The sequence below is a fragment of the Kitasatospora sp. NPDC088548 genome, assembly GCF_044753005.1.
Lineage (GTDB): Bacteria > Actinomycetota > Actinomycetes > Streptomycetales > Streptomycetaceae > Kitasatospora.
On the sequence record NZ_JBIVMI010000004.1, the window covers coordinates 143,530 to 164,944 of the forward strand.

At 72.9% G+C, this 21,415-nt stretch carries 19 protein-coding genes; 10 read left to right on the plus strand and 9 right to left on the minus strand.

Features of this window, described 5'->3' with window-relative positions:
- Positions 1–24 precede the first annotated feature (24 nt).
- The 5 genes from ACIP82_RS08175 to ACIP82_RS08195 all read right to left on the minus strand — a co-directional run bounded on the left by ACIP82_RS08175 (position 25) and on the right by ACIP82_RS08195 (position 6,271).
- A complete protein-coding gene (locus tag ACIP82_RS08175) occupies positions 25–1,308 on the minus strand; it encodes a hypothetical protein (protein ID WP_400652030.1) in 1,284 nt (427 codons plus the stop codon).
- A gap of 67 nt (positions 1,309–1,375) precedes the next feature.
- Positions 1,376–2,530, minus strand: a complete 1,155-nt coding sequence (locus ACIP82_RS08180; protein ID WP_400652032.1) for a hypothetical protein — start codon at positions 2,528–2,530, stop codon at positions 1,376–1,378.
- Positions 2,527–3,105 carry an NADAR family protein gene (locus tag ACIP82_RS08185; RefSeq protein ID WP_363607210.1) on the minus strand — a complete coding sequence of 193 codons (579 nt, stop codon included), beginning with the start codon at positions 3,103–3,105 and terminating at the stop codon, positions 2,527–2,529. Before ACIP82_RS08185 ends, ACIP82_RS08180 begins: the two co-directional genes overlap by 4 nt.
- A 338-nt stretch (positions 3,106–3,443) precedes the next feature.
- Complete coding sequence (locus tag ACIP82_RS08190) at positions 3,444–4,760, minus strand: ALF repeat-containing protein (protein ID WP_400652035.1); 1,317 nt, start codon at positions 4,758–4,760, stop codon at positions 3,444–3,446.
- 170 nt (positions 4,761–4,930) lie between these two features.
- Positions 4,931–6,271, minus strand: coding sequence for a hypothetical protein (locus ACIP82_RS08195; RefSeq protein ID WP_363607207.1), 1,341 nt, complete (start codon positions 6,269–6,271; stop codon positions 4,931–4,933).
- A 211-nt stretch (positions 6,272–6,482) separates the two neighbouring features.
- Here ACIP82_RS08195 and ACIP82_RS08200 point away from each other — a divergent pair, with 211 nt between their 5' ends.
- Both ACIP82_RS08200 and ACIP82_RS08205 read left to right on the plus strand, forming a co-directional pair.
- Entirely contained in the window at positions 6,483–6,974 is a 492-nt protein-coding gene (locus ACIP82_RS08200; protein WP_400652038.1) for an ATP-binding protein, read from the plus strand.
- A gap of 63 nt (positions 6,975–7,037) precedes the next feature.
- On the plus strand, positions 7,038–7,265 hold the full coding sequence (locus ACIP82_RS08205) for a hypothetical protein (protein ID WP_363607204.1): 228 nt from the start codon (positions 7,038–7,040) through the stop codon (positions 7,263–7,265).
- An 83-nt stretch (positions 7,266–7,348) separates the two neighbouring features.
- Here the strand turns inward: ACIP82_RS08205 and ACIP82_RS08210 are convergent, their stop codons facing one another.
- Both ACIP82_RS08210 and ACIP82_RS08215 read right to left on the minus strand, forming a co-directional pair.
- A complete protein-coding gene (locus ACIP82_RS08210) occupies positions 7,349–7,822 on the minus strand; it encodes a hypothetical protein (RefSeq protein ID WP_363607203.1) in 474 nt (157 codons plus the stop codon).
- Between the two features lie 22 nt (positions 7,823–7,844).
- Entirely contained in the window at positions 7,845–9,089 is a 1,245-nt protein-coding gene (locus ACIP82_RS08215; protein ID WP_400652042.1) for a helix-turn-helix domain-containing protein, read from the minus strand.
- 69 nt (positions 9,090–9,158) lie between these two features.
- Here ACIP82_RS08215 and ACIP82_RS08220 point away from each other — a divergent pair, with 69 nt between their 5' ends.
- Positions 9,159–9,788, plus strand: coding sequence for an ATP-binding protein (locus ACIP82_RS08220; protein ID WP_400652334.1), 630 nt, complete (start codon positions 9,159–9,161; stop codon positions 9,786–9,788).
- Between the two features lie 149 nt (positions 9,789–9,937).
- On the plus strand, positions 9,938–10,447 hold the full coding sequence (locus ACIP82_RS08225; RefSeq protein ID WP_400652044.1) for a DUF3592 domain-containing protein: 510 nt from the start codon (positions 9,938–9,940) through the stop codon (positions 10,445–10,447).
- A 14-nt stretch (positions 10,448–10,461) separates the two neighbouring features.
- On the opposite strand, the gene ACIP82_RS08230 is transcribed toward ACIP82_RS08225, so the two are convergent.
- Positions 10,462–11,952 (minus strand): MFS transporter, encoded by a 1,491-nt coding sequence (locus ACIP82_RS08230; protein ID WP_400652046.1) that lies wholly within the window; start codon positions 11,950–11,952, stop codon positions 10,462–10,464.
- A gap of 89 nt (positions 11,953–12,041) precedes the next feature.
- Here ACIP82_RS08230 and ACIP82_RS08235 point away from each other — a divergent pair, with 89 nt between their 5' ends.
- On the plus strand, positions 12,042–12,926 hold the full coding sequence (locus ACIP82_RS08235) for a helix-turn-helix transcriptional regulator (RefSeq protein WP_400652048.1): 885 nt from the start codon (positions 12,042–12,044) through the stop codon (positions 12,924–12,926).
- A gap of 407 nt (positions 12,927–13,333) precedes the next feature.
- Here ACIP82_RS08235 and ACIP82_RS08240 read toward each other — a convergent pair whose 3' ends face one another.
- Entirely contained in the window at positions 13,334–14,035 is a 702-nt protein-coding gene (locus ACIP82_RS08240; protein WP_400652051.1) for a hypothetical protein, read from the minus strand.
- A 134-nt stretch (positions 14,036–14,169) separates the two neighbouring features.
- Between ACIP82_RS08240 and ACIP82_RS08245 the strand changes: the two genes are divergently transcribed.
- From ACIP82_RS08245 to ppdK, 5 genes are all read left to right on the plus strand, one after another.
- Complete coding sequence (locus tag ACIP82_RS08245) at positions 14,170–15,399, plus strand: sensor histidine kinase (RefSeq protein WP_363607193.1); 1,230 nt, start codon at positions 14,170–14,172, stop codon at positions 15,397–15,399.
- Entirely contained in the window at positions 15,387–16,031 is a 645-nt protein-coding gene (locus ACIP82_RS08250; protein ID WP_363607192.1) for a response regulator transcription factor, read from the plus strand. Before ACIP82_RS08245 ends, ACIP82_RS08250 begins: the two co-directional genes overlap by 13 nt.
- A 2-nt stretch (positions 16,032–16,033) precedes the next feature.
- On the plus strand, positions 16,034–16,810 hold the full coding sequence (locus ACIP82_RS08255) for a DUF4097 family beta strand repeat-containing protein (RefSeq protein WP_363607191.1): 777 nt from the start codon (positions 16,034–16,036) through the stop codon (positions 16,808–16,810).
- Positions 16,811–16,905: 95 nt separating this feature from the next.
- Complete coding sequence (gene dusB / locus ACIP82_RS08260; protein WP_363607189.1) at positions 16,906–18,075, plus strand: tRNA dihydrouridine synthase DusB; 1,170 nt, start codon at positions 16,906–16,908, stop codon at positions 18,073–18,075.
- Between the two features lie 563 nt (positions 18,076–18,638).
- Positions 18,639–21,347 carry a pyruvate, phosphate dikinase gene (gene ppdK, locus ACIP82_RS08265; RefSeq protein WP_363607188.1) on the plus strand — a complete coding sequence of 903 codons (2,709 nt, stop codon included), beginning with the start codon at positions 18,639–18,641 and terminating at the stop codon, positions 21,345–21,347.
- Positions 21,348–21,415 lie beyond the last annotated feature (68 nt).

Genomic DNA, 21,415 nt, shown 5'->3' on the forward strand with positions numbered 1-21,415 from the left:
GTGCGGCGGCCTGGCCCCGCAGGCTCAGCCGTGGCGGCGGCCCCAGCGGAAGCGCCGCGGTTCGGCGGGGGTGGTGGGCAGACCGGCCGTGCGGAGCGCGGCGAGGGTGGTCCGGTGGCGGTCCACATCGGCGGTCAGGGCGGCCAGCAGCTCGCCGTACAGCTCCGGGCGGCCGTCCAGCGCGGCCGCGAGCCGGACCAGTTCGCCCGGCGGGCGCGCCGCCGCGAGCTCGCGCAGCAGGACGGCGGGCAGGGGGCCGGCCAGCGAGACCGCCAGCGCGGCGAGGTCGGCGGTGGGCCGGCCGGCGGCCTGGCGGAGCAGGGTGCGGGCGTCGGCGGACCGGCCGGACCCCTGCAGCGCGGCGGCCAGCGCGGCGACCTCGGCGGTGGGAGCGGAGCCCCACTCCCAGAGCAGGGTGGCGCCGTCGGCGAGCTGCCCGGCGCGCTCCAGCGCGGCCAGCAGGGCGGGCAGGGCGTCGGCCGGGTAGGACCAGAGGGCGTGGAACAGCTCGGCCGCCTCCTCGGCCAGCCCGGCCTGGCGCAGCTCGGCGAGGGTGCCGACGGCCTGCTCCGGGGTGCCCCGGGCGGCGCCGCGGGCCAGCCGGACGGAGGCGCCGGGCGGGCCGCCCCGGGCGAGCAGCCCGGCCAGCCGGGTGGTGTCGGGCGGGGGCAGCAGGACGGCGGCCTGGGCGACCAGGTCGGCCGACTCCTCGGTGGCGCCCCGGCGGTGCAGGGCGGTGATCCGCTCGGCGAGGGCGGTGAGTTCGGCGGGGGAGCGGCGGCGGGGCGGTTCGGACGGGGGTGGCGGTGTCGGCGGGATCGGTGCCGATGGTGGCGCTGGTGGTGTGGCGGGAGCGTGCGCGTCGTCGAAGCGCGCCCCCATGGGCTGCCGGGGCATGGAGTGCCGGGGGCCGGGGTGCTGCTCCGGTCGCTGCGGGTCTGGTTGCTGCGGCCCGGGCAGCGGGGTGTCGGATTGCCCGGGAACGGACTGGCCGGGGGCGGGTCGCCTGGGGGCGGGTTGCCGCAGCCGGTCCTCCAGCGCCTGGAGCTGCTCGCTCAGCTCCAGGCAGCGCGCGCCGAGCCCCTCGCGCAACGTCCGGGCCTGGGCGAGCTGCCGCAGCAGCTCCGGGTCCGGGTACTGCCGCTCCGGGACGGCCCGGACCGCCTCGGTCAGCCGCCGTTCGCGCTGACCGGCGTACTGTCTCGCCCGTAGCAACTCGTCCAGTTCGGAGCGGAGTTCGATCGCCTGTTGCTCGTCCTCCCCGTCCTGGGCCGCAGCCGTGGGTTCTGTCGTCCGCCGAATCCGCATGGTCGCCCCGCCTTGTCATCTGGACCCTGACTGGGGGTCATCCTGGCGTCGGTATGCGGCCGCCGCGTTACGGCAGTGCGTCCACTGGTTTGCGACTGGCGTCCAGGAGCGCACAGACGGCGATCGTGACGAGGAGCGCGGCGGTCGCGCCCCGGAGGAGGGCCGCCTCGTAGTAGGGGTCGACCGCCCACCGGACGGCGAGGCCGCCGGCCACCGCCCCGGCCGCGGCGGCGGGCACCAGCCGGAGCAGGACGCGCGGGCCGTGCCGCCGCAGGAGACCGGCCGCCGCACCCAGGAGGACCACGCCCCCGGCGGCGGCGGCGAGTTCCGGGGTGCCGAAGCTCCCGGCGTACCGGATCGCGAGCGCGGGGACGAGGAACAGCGTGAGCCCGTCACGCAGCGCGTCGCCGACCGCCGTCACAGCCGGTCCGGCCGGGCCCCCGGGCGAACGCCCCGCCGCGTACCCCGTGGCGACCAGCACGGCCAGGGCGAACGCCGCCCCCGGCAGCCGCTCGCCCAGCCGCGCCAGGTTGTAGAGCAGCGCGGTGTCGTACAGGACCAGCATCAGGTGGCCGATGGCCCACAGCTCGACCGTGAAGACGAGCAACCCGCGTGCGGTGACCGGCCGTTCCTCCGCCTTCCCGTCGCGCGCCGCGATCCCGGCGAGGGCGATCGGGGTGACGACCGCCGAGACCGCCCTGAGCGCGATGTCGTCCACCGTGTACGGGTTGCGCAGGTCCCATTCGACCGCGCAGAACGCCACCGTGTACGACGCGGCCGCCAGCGCCGGGAGGGGCGAGCGGGCCACCCTGCGGTACAGCCCCCGGTCCAGTCGGCGCAGCACGGTGAGGAACGCCAGCAGCACCAACGGAAGTTCGAGGAAGGCCTGCACCCGCAGCACGGACGGCGCGAGCAGTTCCGGCGCGGGCGTGTGCGCCGCCAGCCAGTCGATCACCGGGTTGCCGCGCGGTACGGCGAACCACCCCGGCGGCAGATGGCGGGCGACGAACGAGGTGTCCCCGCCGTGCGCTCGCTGGACGTACACGGCGAACAGCACCTGGTTGAGGTAGATCAGGGCGACCACGACGGCCAGCGCCGCCTCCGGCCCGAAGCCCCCACGCCCGGGCCGCCCCTTTCGCCTCAACACCTTTGGTGCGACGGCCAGTCCCGCGCCGACCGAGACCAGGACCGTGCCGTCCAGCACGGGTGCGATCCCGCTCATCGCGCCAGTCGGGCCCGGGCCTCCATCAGGGCGAAGCCGAGCAGGTTCTCCCCGCGCCACTCCGCCGGCCGCTGCGCCCGCTCGTCGTCCGCCGCGAGCCCGATGCCCCAGACCCGGTCCACCGGGCTGGCCTCCACCAGGACCCGCTTCCGGGTGCTGAGGAGATACGCGCAGAGCGCCTCGTCCTGCCCGAACTTGGCGACGTTGCCCGCCACCACCAGCTCGAACCGCCCGGCCACCCAGGCGGCTTCGTCGAACCCCTTGACCAGCCGCCCCAGCTTCTTCGCCTCGGCGGGCGTGCGGGCGGCCAGGATCCTCGGCACGATCGCCTCGTCCTCGAACATCCGGGCCTTCCCCGCCATCATCCAGTGCTCGGCGGTCGGGTAGGTCACCCCGTCCACGGTGAACCCGCCCGGCCACCACTGACTCAGCGCGCCCGCCCCGACGGACCCGTCCCGTTGTGCCCGATGCCCCCAGAACAGCAGCCACTTCGGCTCGGCGCCGGCCGCGACCAGCGCCGCCAGCTCGGCCCGGCTGCGTGTCCCGGAGGGGTCCCCCATCTCGGTCTTCGTCATATCGTCATCCTGACATGAAGGGTTCTGGAGGCACCAGCGGTTTACCCGGGGCCGTCGGACGCGACGGTCGGGCGGCCGCTGTGGTCGAGGGCGGTATCCCGCACGACCGGTGGCTGACGGCGATTTGATCGATGCCGGCGATCCGACGTCCGCTCATGCACGGTAGGGCGCCGGGCTTGTCCGACCCTGCGCACCTGGTGATCTCGTCGGGCTGCGCCTCGACGGCGTGGCAGCCACCGGGTAGCCGACCGGTCGGACCGGCCGGGCGCCCAAAGCAGGGTGCCCCGGCCGAACGGCCGGGGCACCAGGTCGTGCTGGGAGCGGAGCAGGCGTCGCCGTCAGCTCTCGGCGGAGCGACGACGGCGGGAGGCGGCGACCAGGGCCGCACCCGCGGCGACGGCCGCGGCGGCGCCGCCGGCCTCCCAGCCGAGCCCGTCGTCCACGCCGGTGGCGGCGAGCTGGCCGGACGTCGCGGCCGTGGTGCCGGTGGTGGTGACCGGAGCCGACACCGAGCCCGTGGTGCTCACGACGTTGGCGGCCTGGACGGCCTGGCCGGTCGACTGGTCCTGCCCGGTACCGGTGTTCTGGGTCTGGGCCGGCGGGGTGGGCTTGGCGGCGGCCGCCGCGTTGGCCTCGTCCTCGGCGCGGGCCGTGTACTGGCCCTCCTTGAGGAACTTGAGGATGTCGGCGTAGGTGCCGTCGAGTGCGGCGTTGGCGGCCTTCTTGACGGCGGGGCCGCCGGAGCTCATGAGCTTGCTGACCTCCACGCGGTCGTCGTCCTCGCGCTGCTTCGCCAGTTCGACCTCCAGGAAGTGGCGGAGGTCGGCGGCGGTGCCGTCGAGTGCCTTCTGGGCGGCTTCGCGAACGCCGGGTCCGGACGCCTTGTCGGCGAGGATCCGCTGCACCTCGGCGCGGTCGTCGTCCTCGGCGCGGGCGGTGTACTGGCCCTCCTTGAGGAACTTGAGGATGTCCTCGTAGGTGCCGTTGAGTGCGGCGCGAGCTGCCTTCTGGACGGCGGGGCCGCCGGTGCTGAAGATCTGGGCGACCTTCACCCGGTTGTCGATCTGGCGCTGCTCCGCCAGTTCGACCTCCAGGAAGTGGCGGAGGTCGGCGGCGGTGCCGTCGAGTGCCTTCTGGGCGGCTTCGCGAACGCCGGGTCCGGACGCCTTGTCGGCGAGGATCCGCTGCACCTCGGCGCGGTCGTCGTCCTCGGCGCGGGCGGTGTACTGGCCCTCCTTGAGGAACTTGAGGATGTCCTCGTGGGTGCCGCCGAACGCGGCGTTGGCGGCCTTCTGGACGGCGGGGCCGCCGGCGCTGAGGATCTGGGCGACCTTCACCCGGTCGTCGTGCTCGCGCCGATTCGGCAGTTCGACCTCCAGGAAGTGCCGGAGGTCGGCGGCGGTGCCGTCGAGTGCCTTCTGGGCGGCTTCGCGAACGCCGGGCCCCGACTCCTTGTTGGCCAGGATCCGCTGCACCTCGGCGCGGTCCTGCGCCTCCTGGGCCGAGTCGTGGTCCGCCGCGGCGTCGGACGCCGTGTCCGGACCGGACACACCGGTGGGCTTCGGCTGCTCGGCAGCGGAGGCCATCGACGGGAACAGGACGGTGGGCGCCAGCGCAGCCGCAGCGAGGACTGCGGACACCTTGGGCAACTTCATCAAGCAAACCTGCTTCTCAAGCGGAGATCACGGGGAGAGTTCGTGAACCCGGTCAGCATAGATCGTTTTGCATGATTGGCATATCGACTTTCTTTGCCTGGAGAGCGCCGCCGGACCGGCCAACTCGACGCCCCGCCGTCGTTCTGTTTCCAGGAGTGAGAGGCCACCGGTCAGGCCGCCTTCTGCCGGGCCACCTCGCCGGTGCGCTGGTGGAGCTGGCGCACCGTCCGGTTGCCCAGGTGGGCGGGGAGAGCGGCGTCGAGGGCGCGGAAGTGCTCGTCGCCGCGGACCGAGCTGATCGTCACGTAGTCGTCCAGGAAGGTGTCCCAGGTCGCGCAGGCGGCCTCGATGTGGCCGAGCTCCATCTGGCGCCGCGCGAGCAGCCCGTTGGCGTGGACCCGGCCCTGTTTCCCGTTGGCGGGCCGGGCCCGGTTGGAGAACTGGAGTTCTCTGATGGCCCCGGGGAGGTCGCCGAGTTCGTACAGGACGTGTGCGACGTGGAAGTGGTAGGAGGACTGGTCGTAGCCGCCGACGGCGTCGTTGCGGCCGTCGGCCCTGGAGAGCGCCGTCTCGGTCTCCGCCAGCCGGGCGAAGGCCTGTCTGCGGTCCTTCACCATGGCCGCGCCGTGTGCCTGCTGGCCGGTCAGGAAGGCCCGCAGGCGCGGGCCCGCGACGGGGGCCGCCTGGGCGGCCGAGTCGGCGAACTCCAGGGCCTTCGAGCCGTAGCCGAGGTTGGCGGCCTGGAGGGCCATGCCGCGCAGGGTGCGGCAGTAGGTCACATGGTCCTGGGCCTCGCGGGCGAGCCTGAGGGCCTGGACGTAGTACTGCTGGCCGAGCCCGTGCGCGGTCTCGTACATCGCCATCCACCCGGTGAGATAGGTGAGATCGGCCGCGGCCGCGAGCAGGTCGGCCTTCACCCGGTCACTGCCGGACGCCTGGAGCCAGGGCCCGACCGAGTTGACCAGGAACGCCGCCGCCATCGGCCGGGCGTGGGCCGCGCCGAGTTCGTCGAGGATGCCGGCGATCCGTTCGGTCACCGCCCGGACGGTCTCGACCTCGCCCTGGCCGATGCGGACGGTGCGGCCCGCCGCCGCGCGGTCGACCGGTTCGGCCGCGCCGTCGAAGCCCGGCAGTGTCAACGCGACCGAGTACAGCCCGGCGGCGAGGACGCCCCGGCGGGACGGGTCCATGTCGGCCCGGCCGATCGACATCAGCTCGGACAGGACGCCCTTCCTGCCGCTGGGCTGGGCGGCGTCACCGAGGCCGGTCTCCTCGGGCGTCACCGGGCGGCCGAGCCTGCGCGACAGCGTCTCCCGGATCACCTCCTGGACCTCGGCACGCGGCCGGGCTCCCGAAAGCCAGTGTGAGACGGACGACTTGTCGTAGGTCAGATGGAGGCCCGCCTCGTTCCCGACGCGGTTCACCGCCCGCGCGAGCTGGTCGTTCCCCCAGGTCGCCTCGTGCATGAGCGAGGCGAGTTCGGTGTTCGGTGTGCGCGGTCGTTGCGCCATCGCGACCCCCGTTCTTCGTTCAACCGGTTCAACGCGGGCACCAGCATCGCCGGTTCTCTCAGGCTCTGTACCCGCGTTGAATCAATGTCAGGCTCCCGGGTGACGCGGCTGTGTTCGCACGATCGTGGTGGGCGGGGGCCGGGTGCTGACGCGGCAGACGAGTCCCGGGCCTCGGCCGGCGGACACAGGCTCACCATCGGATGGAGAAGCAGTGATCACGCGCAGTCCACTCAACACCGCGAGGTTCCCGGTGCCGTACGCCTGGGAGGTCGCGCCGGACGCGGCCGCGGTGCCGTCGGCGCGGAGGCGGGTGGTGGAGGTCGTCCGGGCCTGGGACGCCCCCCTCTCGGACGAGGCGCTACGGGAGGTGGAGCTGTGTGCGGACGAGGTGATCGCCAACGCCGTGGAGCACACCGGCGGCCGCTGCACGGTGACCCTCCGGTGGAGCGACGGCCGGCTCCGGGTGGAGGTCGCCGACCTGTGTTCGGAGCTTCGCGACCGCCAGGAGGAGACGGATCCGACCGGCGGTCGCGGCCTGCTGCTGGTGGCGGGGCTGGCACACGGCTGGGGCTGGCACCCGTCCGGTGCGGGCAAGGTGGTCTGGTTCGAGTACGCGGCCGATCGCGAGCCGGACGGCTCCCCGCGCCCCGCACACGGGTGGGGCGCGGGGGAGGACCTCCGGCCCCTGTGGCAGGTGGCGTGATGGGGACACCTCCCGCCCGCGCGCGCACCGTCCTCGTCGGACTTCTCCGGAAGGGACGTCCCGATGAGCGGCGGGAAGCTGCCGACCAGGGCTGAACTGGGCTGCACCGCCCTGACCTTCACGCTCTCCGGGGGCGTCGCGTTCGCGGCCGCGAGCCTGATCGACGCCGACCAGCCGGAGGTCGGCCGCCTGGTCTGGTGGATGTTCTTCGCCGCCGCCCTGATAACCGGGACGAACTGGTCCGCCGCCTGGCTCCAACGCCGCGACGCCGACCGGCACCGCGACCACTGACCCCTGACGAAGGCCCCTGCGAGGAGGAGGACCAGCGATCCTCCTCCTCGCACCATGCGTGGAGGACTTCCGTCGACGTGCGGCTACCTGGCCGCCCCGTGCGGCCAGAGCACCTGAACCGGCACTCCGCGCCGTTCCGCGTATGCCACCACGTCGGCCGTCCCGCCGTAGCCCCGGGCCGGCAGGCCGTCCCAGACAGCGAGGAGTCGCTCCGCCAGGCCGACCACCAGCTCACTCCCGGCCATGTGGGCGGCCTCGTCGGACGGCACCATGCCGGTGCGGTGGACGGCCGAGGCGCCGCGCAGCAGCCGGTCGTAGACCGGGTGGTGCCACACGGGCAGGCTGTTCCGGTACTCCTCGGCCGGGATCACGACCTCGAGCCGTCCGCCGCGCTCGAGGACGGTCCCGGCGAGCCAGCTGTCCGGCCCGTCGGCGATACACGACACGACGGTCAGCCCGGCCGGGTCCTGGTCCCGGACGGCGTTCTCCAGCAGCCGTCGGACCTGCTGCTCGATCTCGGCCGTCAGCCCCCGGTGCCCGGTGATCCCGATACGCATCGCGTCCCCTCCCTGGAGATCCCTACAGATACACGCCGTGCAGATGCTCGTCGAAGTCCCTCACGACCTTGGGCGGTGAGGAGGTGGTGAGCGAACGTCGCAGAGCGCGGGCTCGTTCGACGATTCGCCCCGAACGGTAGTGGAGCCCGGTGTCCATGGCCCGTGAAGCGAGCGCAAAGGCCGCTTCAATCCTTCCCGCCGCAAGGTGCCCCGCGGCGATGTCCAGGACCAGCAGCGCGCGCTGCTTCGCATGGCCGGTGGCGAGAGCGGCCGCATCAGCGGTGACGGCCCATTCCGGAAGACCGAGCTTGGCGCCACAGGTCACCCTGAACGAGGCGACCTTGGCTTCGTCGAACGCGAACACCCAGGGCCAGGGCGGCGGTTCATCGCGGGTGTGGGTCTCCGCCGCAGCCCGGCTCCGTGTCAGTGCGCGGTCGGCGCTGCGCTGGTCGCCCCTGGCGGCGTGCCCAAGAGCCTCGACCGAAGACAACCACGCATCGGCGATCGCAGGACGAGTCGGCCCCGGGAACCGGCGCGCCGCGGCTGCGAGGCCGAGTGCTTGTGCGGCATTGCCCGCGTGGGCTTCGAACTGCGCAAGGCTGCCGGCCTGGTAGGCGGCCAGGAGGGGATCCCCTGCCGATCGGGCAGCCTTGACGGCGGACCCGTAGAACGAGCGCGCCGATCCGTTGTCGCCCATGTCCCAGGCCAGCCATGCGGCAAGGCCGGCTGCCTCGCTGGCGACGGCGGCGAGCTTCGTCCGATGGCCGGGGGGCGGGGCTGAACCCACCAGCCCCTGAATCAGCCGCATATGGGAGTGCACCGCACCGGACAGTTCCCGCGAGGGGGTCGATCCGTCCAGGCGGCGGTACGAGGTCGTGCCGAGCCGGAGTGCCGCAGCCTGTTGCCCGGACTCGTCGGGCAGCTCTGGTATGGCTGCGAGTACAGGGGTCGCAGCCATCGCTGCGACCCCTCCGAGGAATTGCCGTCGTTCCACGTGTTCAGTCCCGTTTCCGGCCCGCACGCCCGTGTCGGCGAGGCCGAGCAAGGCCGCTGGGATTCCGAGGTGCGCCGATACGCGGATGAGCACATCCATGGTGTACGGACTGCTGCCGCGCTTTTCCAGGCGGGAGATTGCCGACTGGGAGAGCCCGCACGCCTCGCCCAGCTGGAGCTGTGTCATGCGATGGTGCGTCCTGGCCAGCTCGATGATCTTGCCGTAGTTCCGCGCCCGGGACGCGTCCCGGAGCGCTGTCGAATTCCAGTTCAACAGCCCACTCCACACTACGAGTTTCGACCGGCCCAACCATGCATTCGAATGCGCCTCACGCATATCCGTATGCGAGCACCGCATACCCGATGGTCTCACGAGCGTGATCGGGCATTCACTGAATGTCATCAAGGGTTTGTTGTCGGACTCGGTGAAGGTGGCCGGGGCGGCAGTGCCGCGGTTCCTGAGGGCGGCCGGGCAGCCCGGCTCCGACGAAGGGTGTTCGTAGTGATCAGTCCGCTCAATACCGCGCGGTTCCCGGTCCTTTCGGAGTGGGGTGTCGCTCCGGATGCGGCTGCCGTGTCGTCGGCGCGCAGGCTGGTGGTGGAGGTGGCCAGGGTGTGGGGAGTCCCGTTCTCGGACGAGGCGCTGCGGGAGGTGGAGCTGTGTGCGGACGAGGTGATCGCCAACGCCGTGGAGCACACGGGGGAACGCTGCACGGTGACCCTCCGGTGGAGCGACGGCCGGCTCCGGGTGGAGGTCGCCGACCTGTGTTCGGAGCTCCGCGACCGGCAGGACGAGACGGATCCGACCGGCGGTCGCGGTCTGCTGCTGGTGGCGGGGCTGGCGCACGGCTGGGGCTGGCACCCGTCAGGTGCGGGCAAGGTGGTCTGGTTCGAGTACGCGGCCGACGCCCTGCTCCCCACGCATGGATGGGGAGCAGGGCGCGACCTCAGACCCCAGGGCCAGATGGCGTGACGGATTCGCCCTCCGCCCGAGTGACCGTTGGGTATTGGCGTGCCGCCGACCAGGGCTGAACTGGGCTGCACCGCCCTGACCTTCACGCTGTCCGCGGGTGCGGCTAGCGTGAGCGCGCGTGGGCCGCCGCGCCGACACCAGGGGGAACGATGGAGAGCCTGCCGGACCATGGCCGGACGGTGCGGAACGGCTCTCTGGCGATGATCGCCCTGGGGGTCCTGCTGTTCGTCCTCGGCGTCGTCTACCTGATACCGCACGACATGGGCGTGACGTCGGTCCTGCGGAGCCGCGGCGTCCACACCCGGGCGGTCGTCACCGAATGCACCGCGGTGAGCGGGCCGGAGGACAACCCCGCAGGAAACTCCGACTGCCGGGTGCGGTTCACGGCGTCCGACGGGACGTCCGTCGAGACCCGACTGGCCTATGTCACCGGGACCGCCCGAGTACGTGACACCGTGGCCGTGGTGTACGACCCCCGGCACACCGGCACCGCCGCCCTCGAGTCGAGCATCGGCGTCCGGGACTCGCTGGTCCGGAACGCGCTCGACGTGGTCGCGCTGATCGCGTCGGTCGTCATGACGCTGCTGGGCCTCGCGGTCCACCTCGCCTACCGCTGGGTCACCCGGGCACGTCCACGGCCGGGGCCGTCCGGAACCTGAGGCCCGGCGGCCGGTCAGCCGATGGAGCGGGGCAGGCGGGTGGTGAGGTAGAGGATGGTGAGGGAGCCGAGCAGCTGGATGCCGAGGACCAGGGCGAGGGCGCGGTCCATGCCCAGGGCCGGGGAGAGCGCCAGGTAGAGGGTGCCGAGGGTGGCGACGCCGAGGGCGAGGCTGGACTGCTGGCTGGTGGCGAGGACACCGCTGCCGACGCCGGCGCGGTCGGTGGGGACCTTGGAGAGAACGACGCGGAACAGCGGGGTGCCGATCAGGCCCTGGCCGATGCCGGCGAGCGCGACGCCGGGAGCCATCCGCAGCGGCGAGAAGTGCTGCCAGTCGGCCAGGACGGTGAGGGCCAGCGTGGCCAGGCCGACGGCCTGGACGACGGCGCCCGCGGTGAGCACCCGGCTGCCGGAGCGGCCGATCAGGCGGGGGCCGGCGAGCGAGGCCCCGAAGTAGCCGACGGCCATCGGGACGAGCGCCCAGCCGGCCGCCACCGGGCCGAGGCGCAGGCCCTGCTGGAGGGCGACCGCCACCACGAACATGAAGCCGCCGAAGCCGGCGAAGTAGGGGAGCGCGATACCGAGCCCGCGTCGCATCTCGGGGATCCGCAGCAGGGACGGCGGCACCAGCGGGGTGCCGCCGCGCAGTTCGGTGCGGCGCTCGACGACCGCGAAGGCGGCGGTGAACACCGGGAAGAGCGCGAGCAGCAGCCAGGACCAGAGCGGCCAGCCGGCCGCGCGCCCCTCCATCAGCGGGACCAGCAGCGAGACCAGCGCGGCGGCGAGCAGGACGGTGCCGGGGACGTCCACCCGGGCGGCCCTCGGGGCGCGGCTCTCCGGGACGTAGCGGACCGCGAGGACGACGGCGAGCAGCGCGAACGGGACGTTCAGCAGGAAGACCGAGCGCCAGCCGGTGCCGAACAGGTCGGCGGCGACCAGCATGCCGCCGAGCACCTGCCCGATCACCACCGAGATGCCGGCCACCGCGCCGTAGACGCTGAGCGCGCGGCCGCGCCGGGCGCCGTGGGTGGCGGCGGTGATGGTGCCGAGCACCTGGGGGATCAGCAGGGCCGCCGAGGCGCCCTGCGCGGCGCGGGCGGCGACCAGGCTCCACGCGCCGGGGGCGAGTCCGCAGGCGAGCGAGGTCAGGGCGAAGGCGACGGCGCCGACGACGAACAGCCGGCGGCGGCCGAAGATGTCGCCGAGCCGGCCGCCGAGCACCAGCAGGACGGCGAAGGCGACGCCGTACCCGGCGGCGACCAGTTCCAGGACGGCGGGCCCGGCGGCCAGGTCGTGGTCGATGGTGGGCAGGGCGACGTTGACGATGAAGAAGTCCAGCATCGGCAGGAACGCCCCGAGCAGGACGGTGACCAGCCCGGCGGTGCCGAGCGCGGCGGTACCGCCGGACGCGGTGCCGGGGGTGGTGGCGGCCGCTCCGGCGGGTCGGGGTGGAACGGTGACGGTGGTCTTGGCGACGGCGAGTTGTTGGGTCACGGGTCCTACCATCCAGGCCACCACACCCTGGTACCAGAGTGTGCTTATCCAGGTATGAGAAGTACCTGGCAACAGGCTCCCGGGTGGCGCATGCTGGGGTGATGAGCCTGACCACCGCCGCCACCGCTCCCGTCGCGAGCGCCGCCCACACCCCCCTCGCGCCCGCAGAGGCCCGGCGGCACGAGCTGGCCGCCTTCCTGCGCAGCCGCCGCGAGCGGATCGCGCCCGACCAGGTGGGCCTGCCGATGACCGGCCGGCGCCGGACGCCGGGGCTGCGCCGCGAGGAGGTGGCGCAGCTCGCCGCGGTCGGGGTCACCTGGTACACGTGGCTTGAGCAGGGGCGTGACATCCAGGTCTCCACCCAGGTGCTGGACGCGGTGGCCCGCGCGCTGCTGCTCGACCCGAGCGAGCGCGCCCACCTGTTCACCCTCGCCGCGGCGGAGGACCCGGCACCGGTGGTGGAGTGCCCGACGATCACCCCGAGCGTCCGGCTGGTGCTGGACCGGATGGCGCCGTACCCGGCGGGGGTCGTCAACTCCCGCTACGACGTGCTGGCGTACAACCCGCAGTACACCGGGATCGTCGGCGACCTCGACGCACTGCCGTACGAGGACCGCAACCTGCTCTGGCTGGCGTTCACGCCCTCGCGCTTCCGCGAGGTCCTGGTGGACCACGAGAGCGAACGCGAGCTGATGGTGGCCCGGTTCCGCTCGGCGATGGCCGACCACAGTGCCGAACCGGCCTGGAAGGCGCTGCTCTGCCGGCTGCGCAAGGCCTCGCCGGACTTCGAGGCGGCCTGGCAGCGGCACGACGTCCAGCGGCCGGGCAACGGGCTCAAGCGCTTTCACGTCCCGGGCGTCGGTCTGCTGCGCTGCGACTACACCAGCTTCTGGCTGGGCCCGCGCCAGGGGCCGCGGCTGATCGCCTACACCCCCAGGGACGAGGAGACCCGTGAGCTGATGAGCCGGCTGCCGACTCGGCTCTGAGCGGCGCGACCGGCGGTGGAGCAACCGGCGGCGCGCGGCGGCGGCGCGGCCGAGCACCAGGCAGAGGACGGCCAGCGGCAGTTCGACGCAGCAGGCCATCACCAGGGCGGCGAGCAGCGGCAGACCCGATCCGGCGGTGCCGATGTCGGCGAGGGCGTCGGCGGCGAGCAGCAGCGCCACCGCGACGGCGGGCCGGAGCGCGGCCGGGCTGCGGCGGCGCAGCAGCGCGTCCAGCCGGAGCAGGGCGGACAGCTCCAGCAGATCGAGGACGACCCAGGCGGTCTCGTGACAGACGGCCAGCACCGCCAGCCAGGGCAGCAGCGCCAGCGCGGCCAGGGCGGGCACCTTCTCCGCGCGGGCCGGCAGGGCCGGCGGCGCGGCGGGGCGGGCGGTCAGAACGGCGGTGCTCATGCGGCACCACCGGTCACGCCGCCGTTCACACCGTCGGTCACGTCATCGGCCGTGCCGGTGTCGGCGGTCGTGCCGGTACCGACGCGGGTGGCGTGGCGGCGGATCCGCTTCAGCGGCCGCCGTTCGCGCACGCCCTCGCCCGGGTGCTCCACCAGGACGCCGTCGAACGAGCCCTCCGCCCAGGCCAGCCAGAACTCCCCGGCCACCGCGACGACATGTCCGGCCGCGGTGATCCGGGCCGGGCGGCCCAGCCACCGCAGCCGTCCGGCGGTGAACCCCACGGTGGGCGCCGTGCCGTCCTGCGGCAGCCGGCCCCAGGCGATGCCATGGGCCCGCCGCCCGTTCCCGCCCGAGCCCGGGGCCGCGTCGTCGGCCACGCAGCGCCGGGCCGCGCACAACAGCTGCGAGGTGAGCCGCGCGGCGACCAGGACATCCACCAACTCGCCGTGCTCGTACACCTCCAGGGCGGCCCGGCCCCGTCCGGCCCGGACGGTGCGCACCGACCACGGGCCGCGCGGCCCGACGGGCAGCCGCCCGTCGCCGTCCCCAGCCGCCCAGGAGGCCGCCCAGGAGGTCGCGGCGGAGCCGGCGCCGGACGCCGCCGGGCCGGGCACCGAGGCCCGGCCGTGTGCCGTCCCGTCTGCCGGTCCGGGCCGCCCGGGCGGCGGGGCGGCGGAGTGCGATGCGGTGCTCGTCATGCCGTCAAGCCTTCCGCGCACCACGCCCGGTGTCGGTAGTGCGCCGCTCCCGACCGGGGGTGTACCCAGCTGCACCCCCGGCCTGTACACCCCTTCATGGCAGCGGCCGATGATCACGCTCTACGCTGTCGGCCATGCCCTCCACCACGCTGCGCCGAGCGCTCGCCAGGGGCGCCGGTCGGCCTCCGTGGTCGGCGGACGTCTGGCGCGACACCCGTTTCACCGCCGCGGGCATCCCGATGGCACTGCCGGTCTGGATGGCCTTCACCCAGTCCAAGCTGTTCGTGCCGGTGGTCCTCCTGCTCCTGGCCTGTCTCCGCCCGCTGACGGCCGTTCAGCGCGGTCGCCTGCGCACCCTGCGCGGGGTCGAGGTGCCCCTGCTGCTGCGGCCGGCCGACGCCCCGTCCGGCCTGCTGCTCCGGCTGCGGACCGGCGTGAACTGGCGTCAGGTCGGCTACCACCTCCTCGTCGGCCCGGTGCTCGCGATCGGCGCGGTGGCGCTGCTGTACGCGTGGGGCGCCGGTCTGGTGATGGCCACCGTCTACGGCTGGGCCTGGCTCATGCCGCACTCCAGCCCGGTGCGGACGGAGTGGCTCACCCTGAACATCCCGGTCACCTTCGGCGGCGTGGCGCTGCTGGCCGTGCTGCCCGGGGCGACGGCCCTGCTGGCGTGGCTGGAGGAGCGCACGGCCCGCCGGCTGCTCGGGCCGGGCCTGGCGGAGACCCTGGAGCGCCGGGTCGAGGAGATCGCCGAGAGCCGGGCCGGTGTGGTGGACGCCGCGGACGCCGAGCGCCGCCGGATCGAGCGTGACCTGCACGACGGCGCCCAGCAGCGGCTCACCTCGCTCGCGATGAACCTGGGGCTGGCCCGGCGGACCCTCAAGGACGTCCCGCCCGAGGCCATGCAGGTGATCATCGACGCGCACGAGGAGGCCCAGGCGGCCATCGACGAGCTGCGCGACCTGGTCCGCGGCCTGCACCCGGCCGTCCTGGAGGACCGCGGTCTGGACGCGGCGCTGTCCGGTATCGCGGCCCGGGCCCCGCTGCCGGTGCGGCTCGACGTCGACCTCGCCGAGCGGATCGCCCCGACCGTCGAGGCGGTCGCCTACTTCACCGTCTCCGAGGCGCTGGCCAATGTGGCCAAGCACGCCCGCGCGTCCCGGGTCGACCTCTCGGTCCGGACGGTCGGCGGCCGGCTGCGGCTGGTCATCAGGGACGACGGTGTGGGCGGTGCGGACCCTTCGCGCGGTACCGGGCTGACCGGTCTGCGCAAGCGCACCGCCTCGGTCGACGGCACGCTGTCCGTTCTCAGCCCCCTCGGGGGCCCCACCACCATCACCGTGGAGTTGCCGTGCGCGCTGTGATCGCCGAGGACTCGGTCCTGCTGAGGGTCGGCCTGGTCAAGGTCCTGGAGGCGGTGGGCTTCGAGGTCGCCGCCGCGGTGGGGGACGCCGAGGCGCTGCTCGCCGCGGTCGAGGAGCACCGGCCCCGGGTGGTGGTGGCGGACGTCCGGATGCCGCCCGGTTTCACCGACGAGGGCGTCCGGGCCGCGCTGATGATCCGCCGGCAGTGGCCCGAGGTGGCGGTCCTGCTGCTCTCCCAGTTCGTCGAGGAGCGCTACGCCGCCGATCTGCTGGCCACCAACACCAGCGGGGTCGGCTATCTGCTCAAGCAGCGGGTGGCCAATGTGGACGATTTCGTGGACGCCCTGCAGCGGGTCGCCGAGGGCGGGACCGCGCTGGACCCGGAGGTGGTCGCCCAGCTGCTGCTGCGCCGCCACCGCGACCCGCTGGAGCGGCTGACCCCGCGCGAGCGGGACGTGCTCGGGCTGATGGCGGAGGGCCGGTCGAACGCCGCGATCGCCGCCGCCCTGGTGGTCAGCGACAGCGCGGTGGCCAAGCACATCAACTCGATCTTCACCAAGCTGGACCTGCCGCCGGCCGACGACAGCCACCGCCGGGTGCTCGCGGTGCTGCGCTTCCTGGAGGTCGGGTAGCCGTGCGGGAACGTCGTGGCTGGCAGGTCACCGGAACGCTGGCGCTGGCGCTCGTCATGGCGTTCGGCGTCGTGCAGACCTGGGCGATGGTGGTGCAGCAGCGGACGGTGTCGGAGCGCTCGTACGACGTCGCGGTGACGAAGGTGCAGCTGGACACCGGCAGCGCGGCGGTCCGGATCAGGCCCGGTCCCGAGGGCCGGGTGGTGGTGCACCAGAACCTGGACTGGATGGTGCGCGCGCCGGTCGTCTCGACCAGTTTCGAGGGCACCGTGCTCACCGTCCGGATGCGCTGCAACCAGGTGCTGCCGATGGCGGACCTCGGCTGCGGCGCGATGATCGACCTGGAGGTGCCGGCCGCGGCCTCGGTGGCCGGCGAGGGGACCTCGGGCAGCGTGGAGATCGCGGACCTCCGCGGGGACGTCCGGCTGAGCCTGACCTCCGGCGCGATACACCTGACCGGGCTCTCCGGCCAGGTGTACGCGAGCACCACCTCCGGGATGGTCCAGGCGAAGGGGCTGAGCTCCGCGCGGGCGGAGGTGAGTGTCGCCTCGGGGTCGGTCGAGCTGGAGTTCTCCGCGGCGCCGCGGTCGGTGGACGTGAGCACCAGGTCCGGTTCGCTGGAGCTGACCCTGCCGCGTGACGCGCACTACAACTTCACCGGGGACATCGGCTCGGGCAGCCGCCACATCGACCCGACCCTGGCCGACTCCTCCAGCCCCAACAGCGTCCGGGTCTCGGTGGGCTCCGGTGTGGTGAGCATCGACGCCGCCGGGAACTGAGCGGCGGACGGCCCGGCCACGGGCCCGGGAGGGCGCCCGCCCGGGTGGGGGACAATGAAGAGTCCCGAACCCCCCGTCCCCGAGGTCAGCCGCGCATGACAGTTCCGTCCGCACCCACCGCGACCACCGCCGAGTTCGCGCCGCTGACCATCGGCCCGATGCAGGTGTGGCCGCCCGTCGTGCTGGCACCGATGGCCGGCATCACCAACGCCCCCTTCCGCACCCTCTGCCGCGAGCAGAGCGGCGGGAAGGGGCTGTACGTCTCCGAGATGATCACCACCCGGGCCCTGGTCGAGCGCAACGCCAAGACCATGCAGCTGATCAAGTTCGACCCGACCGAGAAGCCGCGCTCGATCCAGCTGTACGGCGTGGACCCGGTGACCGTGGGCAAGGCCGCCCGGATGATCGCCGAGGAGGACCTGGCCGACCACATCGACCTCAACTTCGGCTGCCCCGTCCCCAAGGTCACCCGCAAGGGCGGCGGCTCGGCGCTGCCGTACAAGCGCAACCTGCTGCGCGGGATCCTGCGCGAGGCGGTGGCCAACGCGGGGGACCTCCCGGTCACCATGAAGATGCGCAAGGGCATCGACGACGACCACCTCACCTTCCTGGACGCCGGCCGGATCGGCGCCGAGGAGGGCGTGGCCGCGATCGCCCTGCACGGGCGCACCGCCGCCCAGCACTACGGCGGCACCGCCGACTGGTCGGCGATCGCCCGGCTGCGCGAGTCCGTCCCGGCGCACATCCCGGTGCTCGGCAACGGGGACATCTGGTCGGCGCCCGACGCGGTGCGGATGATGCGCGAGACCGGCTGCGACGGCGTGGTGGTCGGGCGCGGCTGCCTGGGCCGGCCGTGGCTGTTCAAGGACCTGGTCTCGATCTTCGAGGGCGAGGTGGACTACGCCCGCCCGGCCTTCGCCGACGTGGCGCGGGCGATGGTGCGGCACGCGCAGCTGCTCGGTGAGTGGCTGGGCGACGAGACCCGCGGCGTGATCGACTTCCGCAAGCACGTCGCCTGGTACACCAAGGGCTTCTCGGTCGGCTCCGAGCTGCGGGTGAGGCTCGCCAACTCCTCCTCGCTGGCCGAGTTGGCCGAAACCCTCTCCCTGGTGGAGCAGTCCCAGCTCTGGCCGGCCGGTGCGGACGGCCCGCGCGGGCGGACCAGTGGCAACAACCGGGTGGTCCTGCCGGAGGGCTGGTTGGACGATCCGTATGACTGCGCCCTCCCCAGTGCGGACGCCGAATCGGACACCTCCGGCGGCTGACCTGTCCGATGTGGCGAAAATGCCCCTCGGGGGGTGCTGGCCGCTACGTCGGAGCCCTCTTGGCCCATCTGGCCAAGAGGGCTCCCTTTTGGCGCATCGATGTCACGGAACGAGCATGATTCTGGACGCAGTGCGACGATTGGCGGAGGCCGACTACGTTCGGCCGGTGAGACGCGCTCGTGACGCTTGCCACACGCGGTGGCGACTGGCGGCCGGTCAGGTGACGAAATGGACAGGTCGGCGGTGAATCGCTTCCCGAAGGGGGCGGCGGGCGATCGGCCGCTCCGGGTGCAGGAAATCAAGCCGGGGCGGCGCGGTGGGCCGTCGGCCGCTACCGTCCGTCTCGCTCGTATGATCTTCAGGTTTCCATGCCTTCAAGAGTTGAAGGCTGGCTAGCGTCAGCCGGACGATTTCACCAACAGAGGTGAACGCCTTTATGTGCATTCGATCTGTTGGGTTACCGGTCGGTACTGGCCTCGTACGGCCTATTGGCGGCGCGGAAGTGCCTTTGAAATGGGTATGTTCTCCGGCGTCAGGGCAACCGTGTGCGAGGAGACAGACCCGTGTCGTCCCAGCAGAAGTTTGTTTACTCCTTCACCGAAGGAAACAAGGACCTCAAGGATCTTCTTGGCGGCAAGGGCGCGAACCTGGCCGAGATGACCAACCTGGGTCTCCCCGTCCCTCCGGGGTTCACCATCACGACCGAGGCCTGCAAGGTCTTCCTGGAGACCGGCAGCGAGCCGGCCTCGCTGCACAAGGAGATCAGCTCCCACCTGGACGCCCTCGAGCGGGAGATGGGCAAGCAGCTCGGCCAGGCGGACAACCCGCTGCTGGTCTCGGTCCGTTCCGGTGCCAAGTTCTCCATGCCCGGCATGATGGACACCGTCCTGAACATCGGCCTCTCCGACGCCTCGGTGACCGGCCTGGTCGCGCAGTCCGGCAACGAGCGCTTCGCCTGGGACTCCTACCGCCGCCTGGTCCAGATGTTCGGCAAGACCGTGCTGGGCGTGGACGGCGAGCTGTTCGAGGAGGCCCTGGACGAGGCCAAGCACGCCAAGGGCACCACCAACGACCTGGACCTGGACGCCGCCGACCTCCGCGAGCTGGTCGAGGTGTTCAAGGGCATCGTCCAGCGTGAGACCGGCCGGGCCTTCCCGCAGGACCCGCGCGAGCAGATGGACCTCGCCATCCACGCCGTCTTCCACTCCTGGAACGGCGACCGGGCCCGCCTCTACCGCCGCCAGGAGCGCATCCCCAACGACCTGGGCACCGCGGTCAACGTCTGCAGCATGGTCTTCGGCAACCTCGGCGAGGACTCCGGCACCGGCGTCGCCTTCACCCGTGACCCCTCCACGGGCGCCCAGGGCGTCTACGGCGACTACCTCTCCAACGCCCAGGGCGAGGACGTCGTCGCCGGCATCCGCAACACCCTGCCGCTGGCCGACCTGGAGCAGCTCGACAAGAAGTCGTACGACCAGCTGATGGCGATCATGCGGACGCTGGAGAACCACTACCGCGACCTCTGCGACATCGAGTTCACCATCGAGCGCGGCAAGCTCTGGATGCTCCAGACCCGGGTCGGCAAGCGCACCGCCGCCGCGGCCTTCCGGATCGCCGTCCAGCTGGTGGACCAGGGCCTGATCGACCTGGACGAGGCCCTGATGCGGGTCACCGGCGGCCAGCTCTCCCAGCTGATGTTCCCGCGCTTCGCCCCCGACGCCACCTCCCGGCAGGTCGCCTGGGGCCTCGCCGCCTCGCCCGGCGCCGCGATCGGCAAGGTGGTCTTCGACTCCTACACCGCCGTCAAGTGGTCCCGCTCCGGTGAGAAGGTCATCCTGGTCCGCCGGGAGACCAACCCGGACGACCTGGACGGCATGATCGCCGCCGAGGGCATCCTCACCTCGCGCGGCGGCAAGACCTCGCACGCGGCCGTGGTCGCCCGCGGCATGGGCAAGACCTGTGTCTGCGGCGCCGAGGAGCTGGAGGTCGACACCAAGCGCCGCCGCTTCACCACCCCCGACGGGCAGGTGGTCGAGGAGGGCGACATCGTCTCCATCGACGGCGCGACGGGCAAGGTCTACCTCGGTGAGGTACCGGTCCTGCCGTCCCCGGTGGTGGAGTACTTCGAGGGCACCCTGCACGCCGGTGCCGACGTCCAGGGCGGGCTCGTCCAGGCCGTCCACCGGCTGATGTCGCACGCCGACGTCCGCCGCCGGCTCGCCGTCCGGGCGAACGCCGACAACGCCGAGGACGGCGGCCGCGCCCGCCGGTACGGCGCCCAGGGCATCGGCCTGTGCCGCACCGAGCACATGTTCCTCGGCGAGGAGCGCCGCAAGGAGGTCGAGCACCTGATCCTGGCGGACAACGACAAGGACCGGGAGCTGGCCCTCTCCACCCTGCTGCCGCTGCAGAAGGCCGACTTCCTGGAGCTGTTCCAGGCGATGGACGGCCTGCCGGTCACGGTCCGCCTGCTCGACCCGCCGCTGCACGAGTTCCTGCCCGACATCACCGAGCTGTCGGTGCGCGTCGCCCTCGCCGAGGCCCGCAAGGACCCGAACGAGAACGACCTGCGCCTGCTCCAGGCCGTGCACAAGCTGCACGAGCAGAACCCGATGCTCGGCCTGCGCGGCGTCCGCCTCGGCCTGGTCATCCCCGGTCTGTTCGGCATGCAGGTCCGCGCCATCGCCGAGGCCGCCGCCGAGCGGAGGCTGGCCGGCGGGGACCCGCGTCCCGAGGTGATGATCCCGCTGGTCGGGACCGTCCAGGAGCTGGAGCTGGTCCGCGACGAGTGCGAGCGGGTGCTGGCCGAGGTCGCCGTCTCGACCGGCGTCCGGCTGGACATCAAGCTCGGCACCATGATCGAGCTGCCGCGCGCGGCCCTGACGGCCGGCCAGATCGCCGAGGCCGCCGAGTTCTTCTCGTTCGGCACCAACGACCTTACCCAGACCGTCTGGGGCTTCTCCCGGGACGACGTGGAGGCCTCGTTCTTCACCGCGTACCTGGAGAAGGGCATCTTCGGGGTCTCCCCGTTCGAGACCATCGACCGCGACGGCGTCGGCGCGCTGGTCAAGCACGCCGTCGAGGCCGGCCGGGCCACCCGCCCCGACCTCAAGCTCGGCGTCTGCGGCGAGCACGGCGGCGACCCGGACTCGGTGCACTTCTTCCACGAGGCGGGGCTGGACTACGTCTCCTGCTCCCCCTTCCGGATCCCGGTGGCGCGCCTGGAGGCCGGCCGCGCCGCCATCGAGACGGCGGGCAGCGACTCGCGCTGAGGAGGCATCCCTCGGCGCGGCTCGGCTGACCGCTCCCCCTCCCGTCGGGAGGGCGTACACCGGAGCTC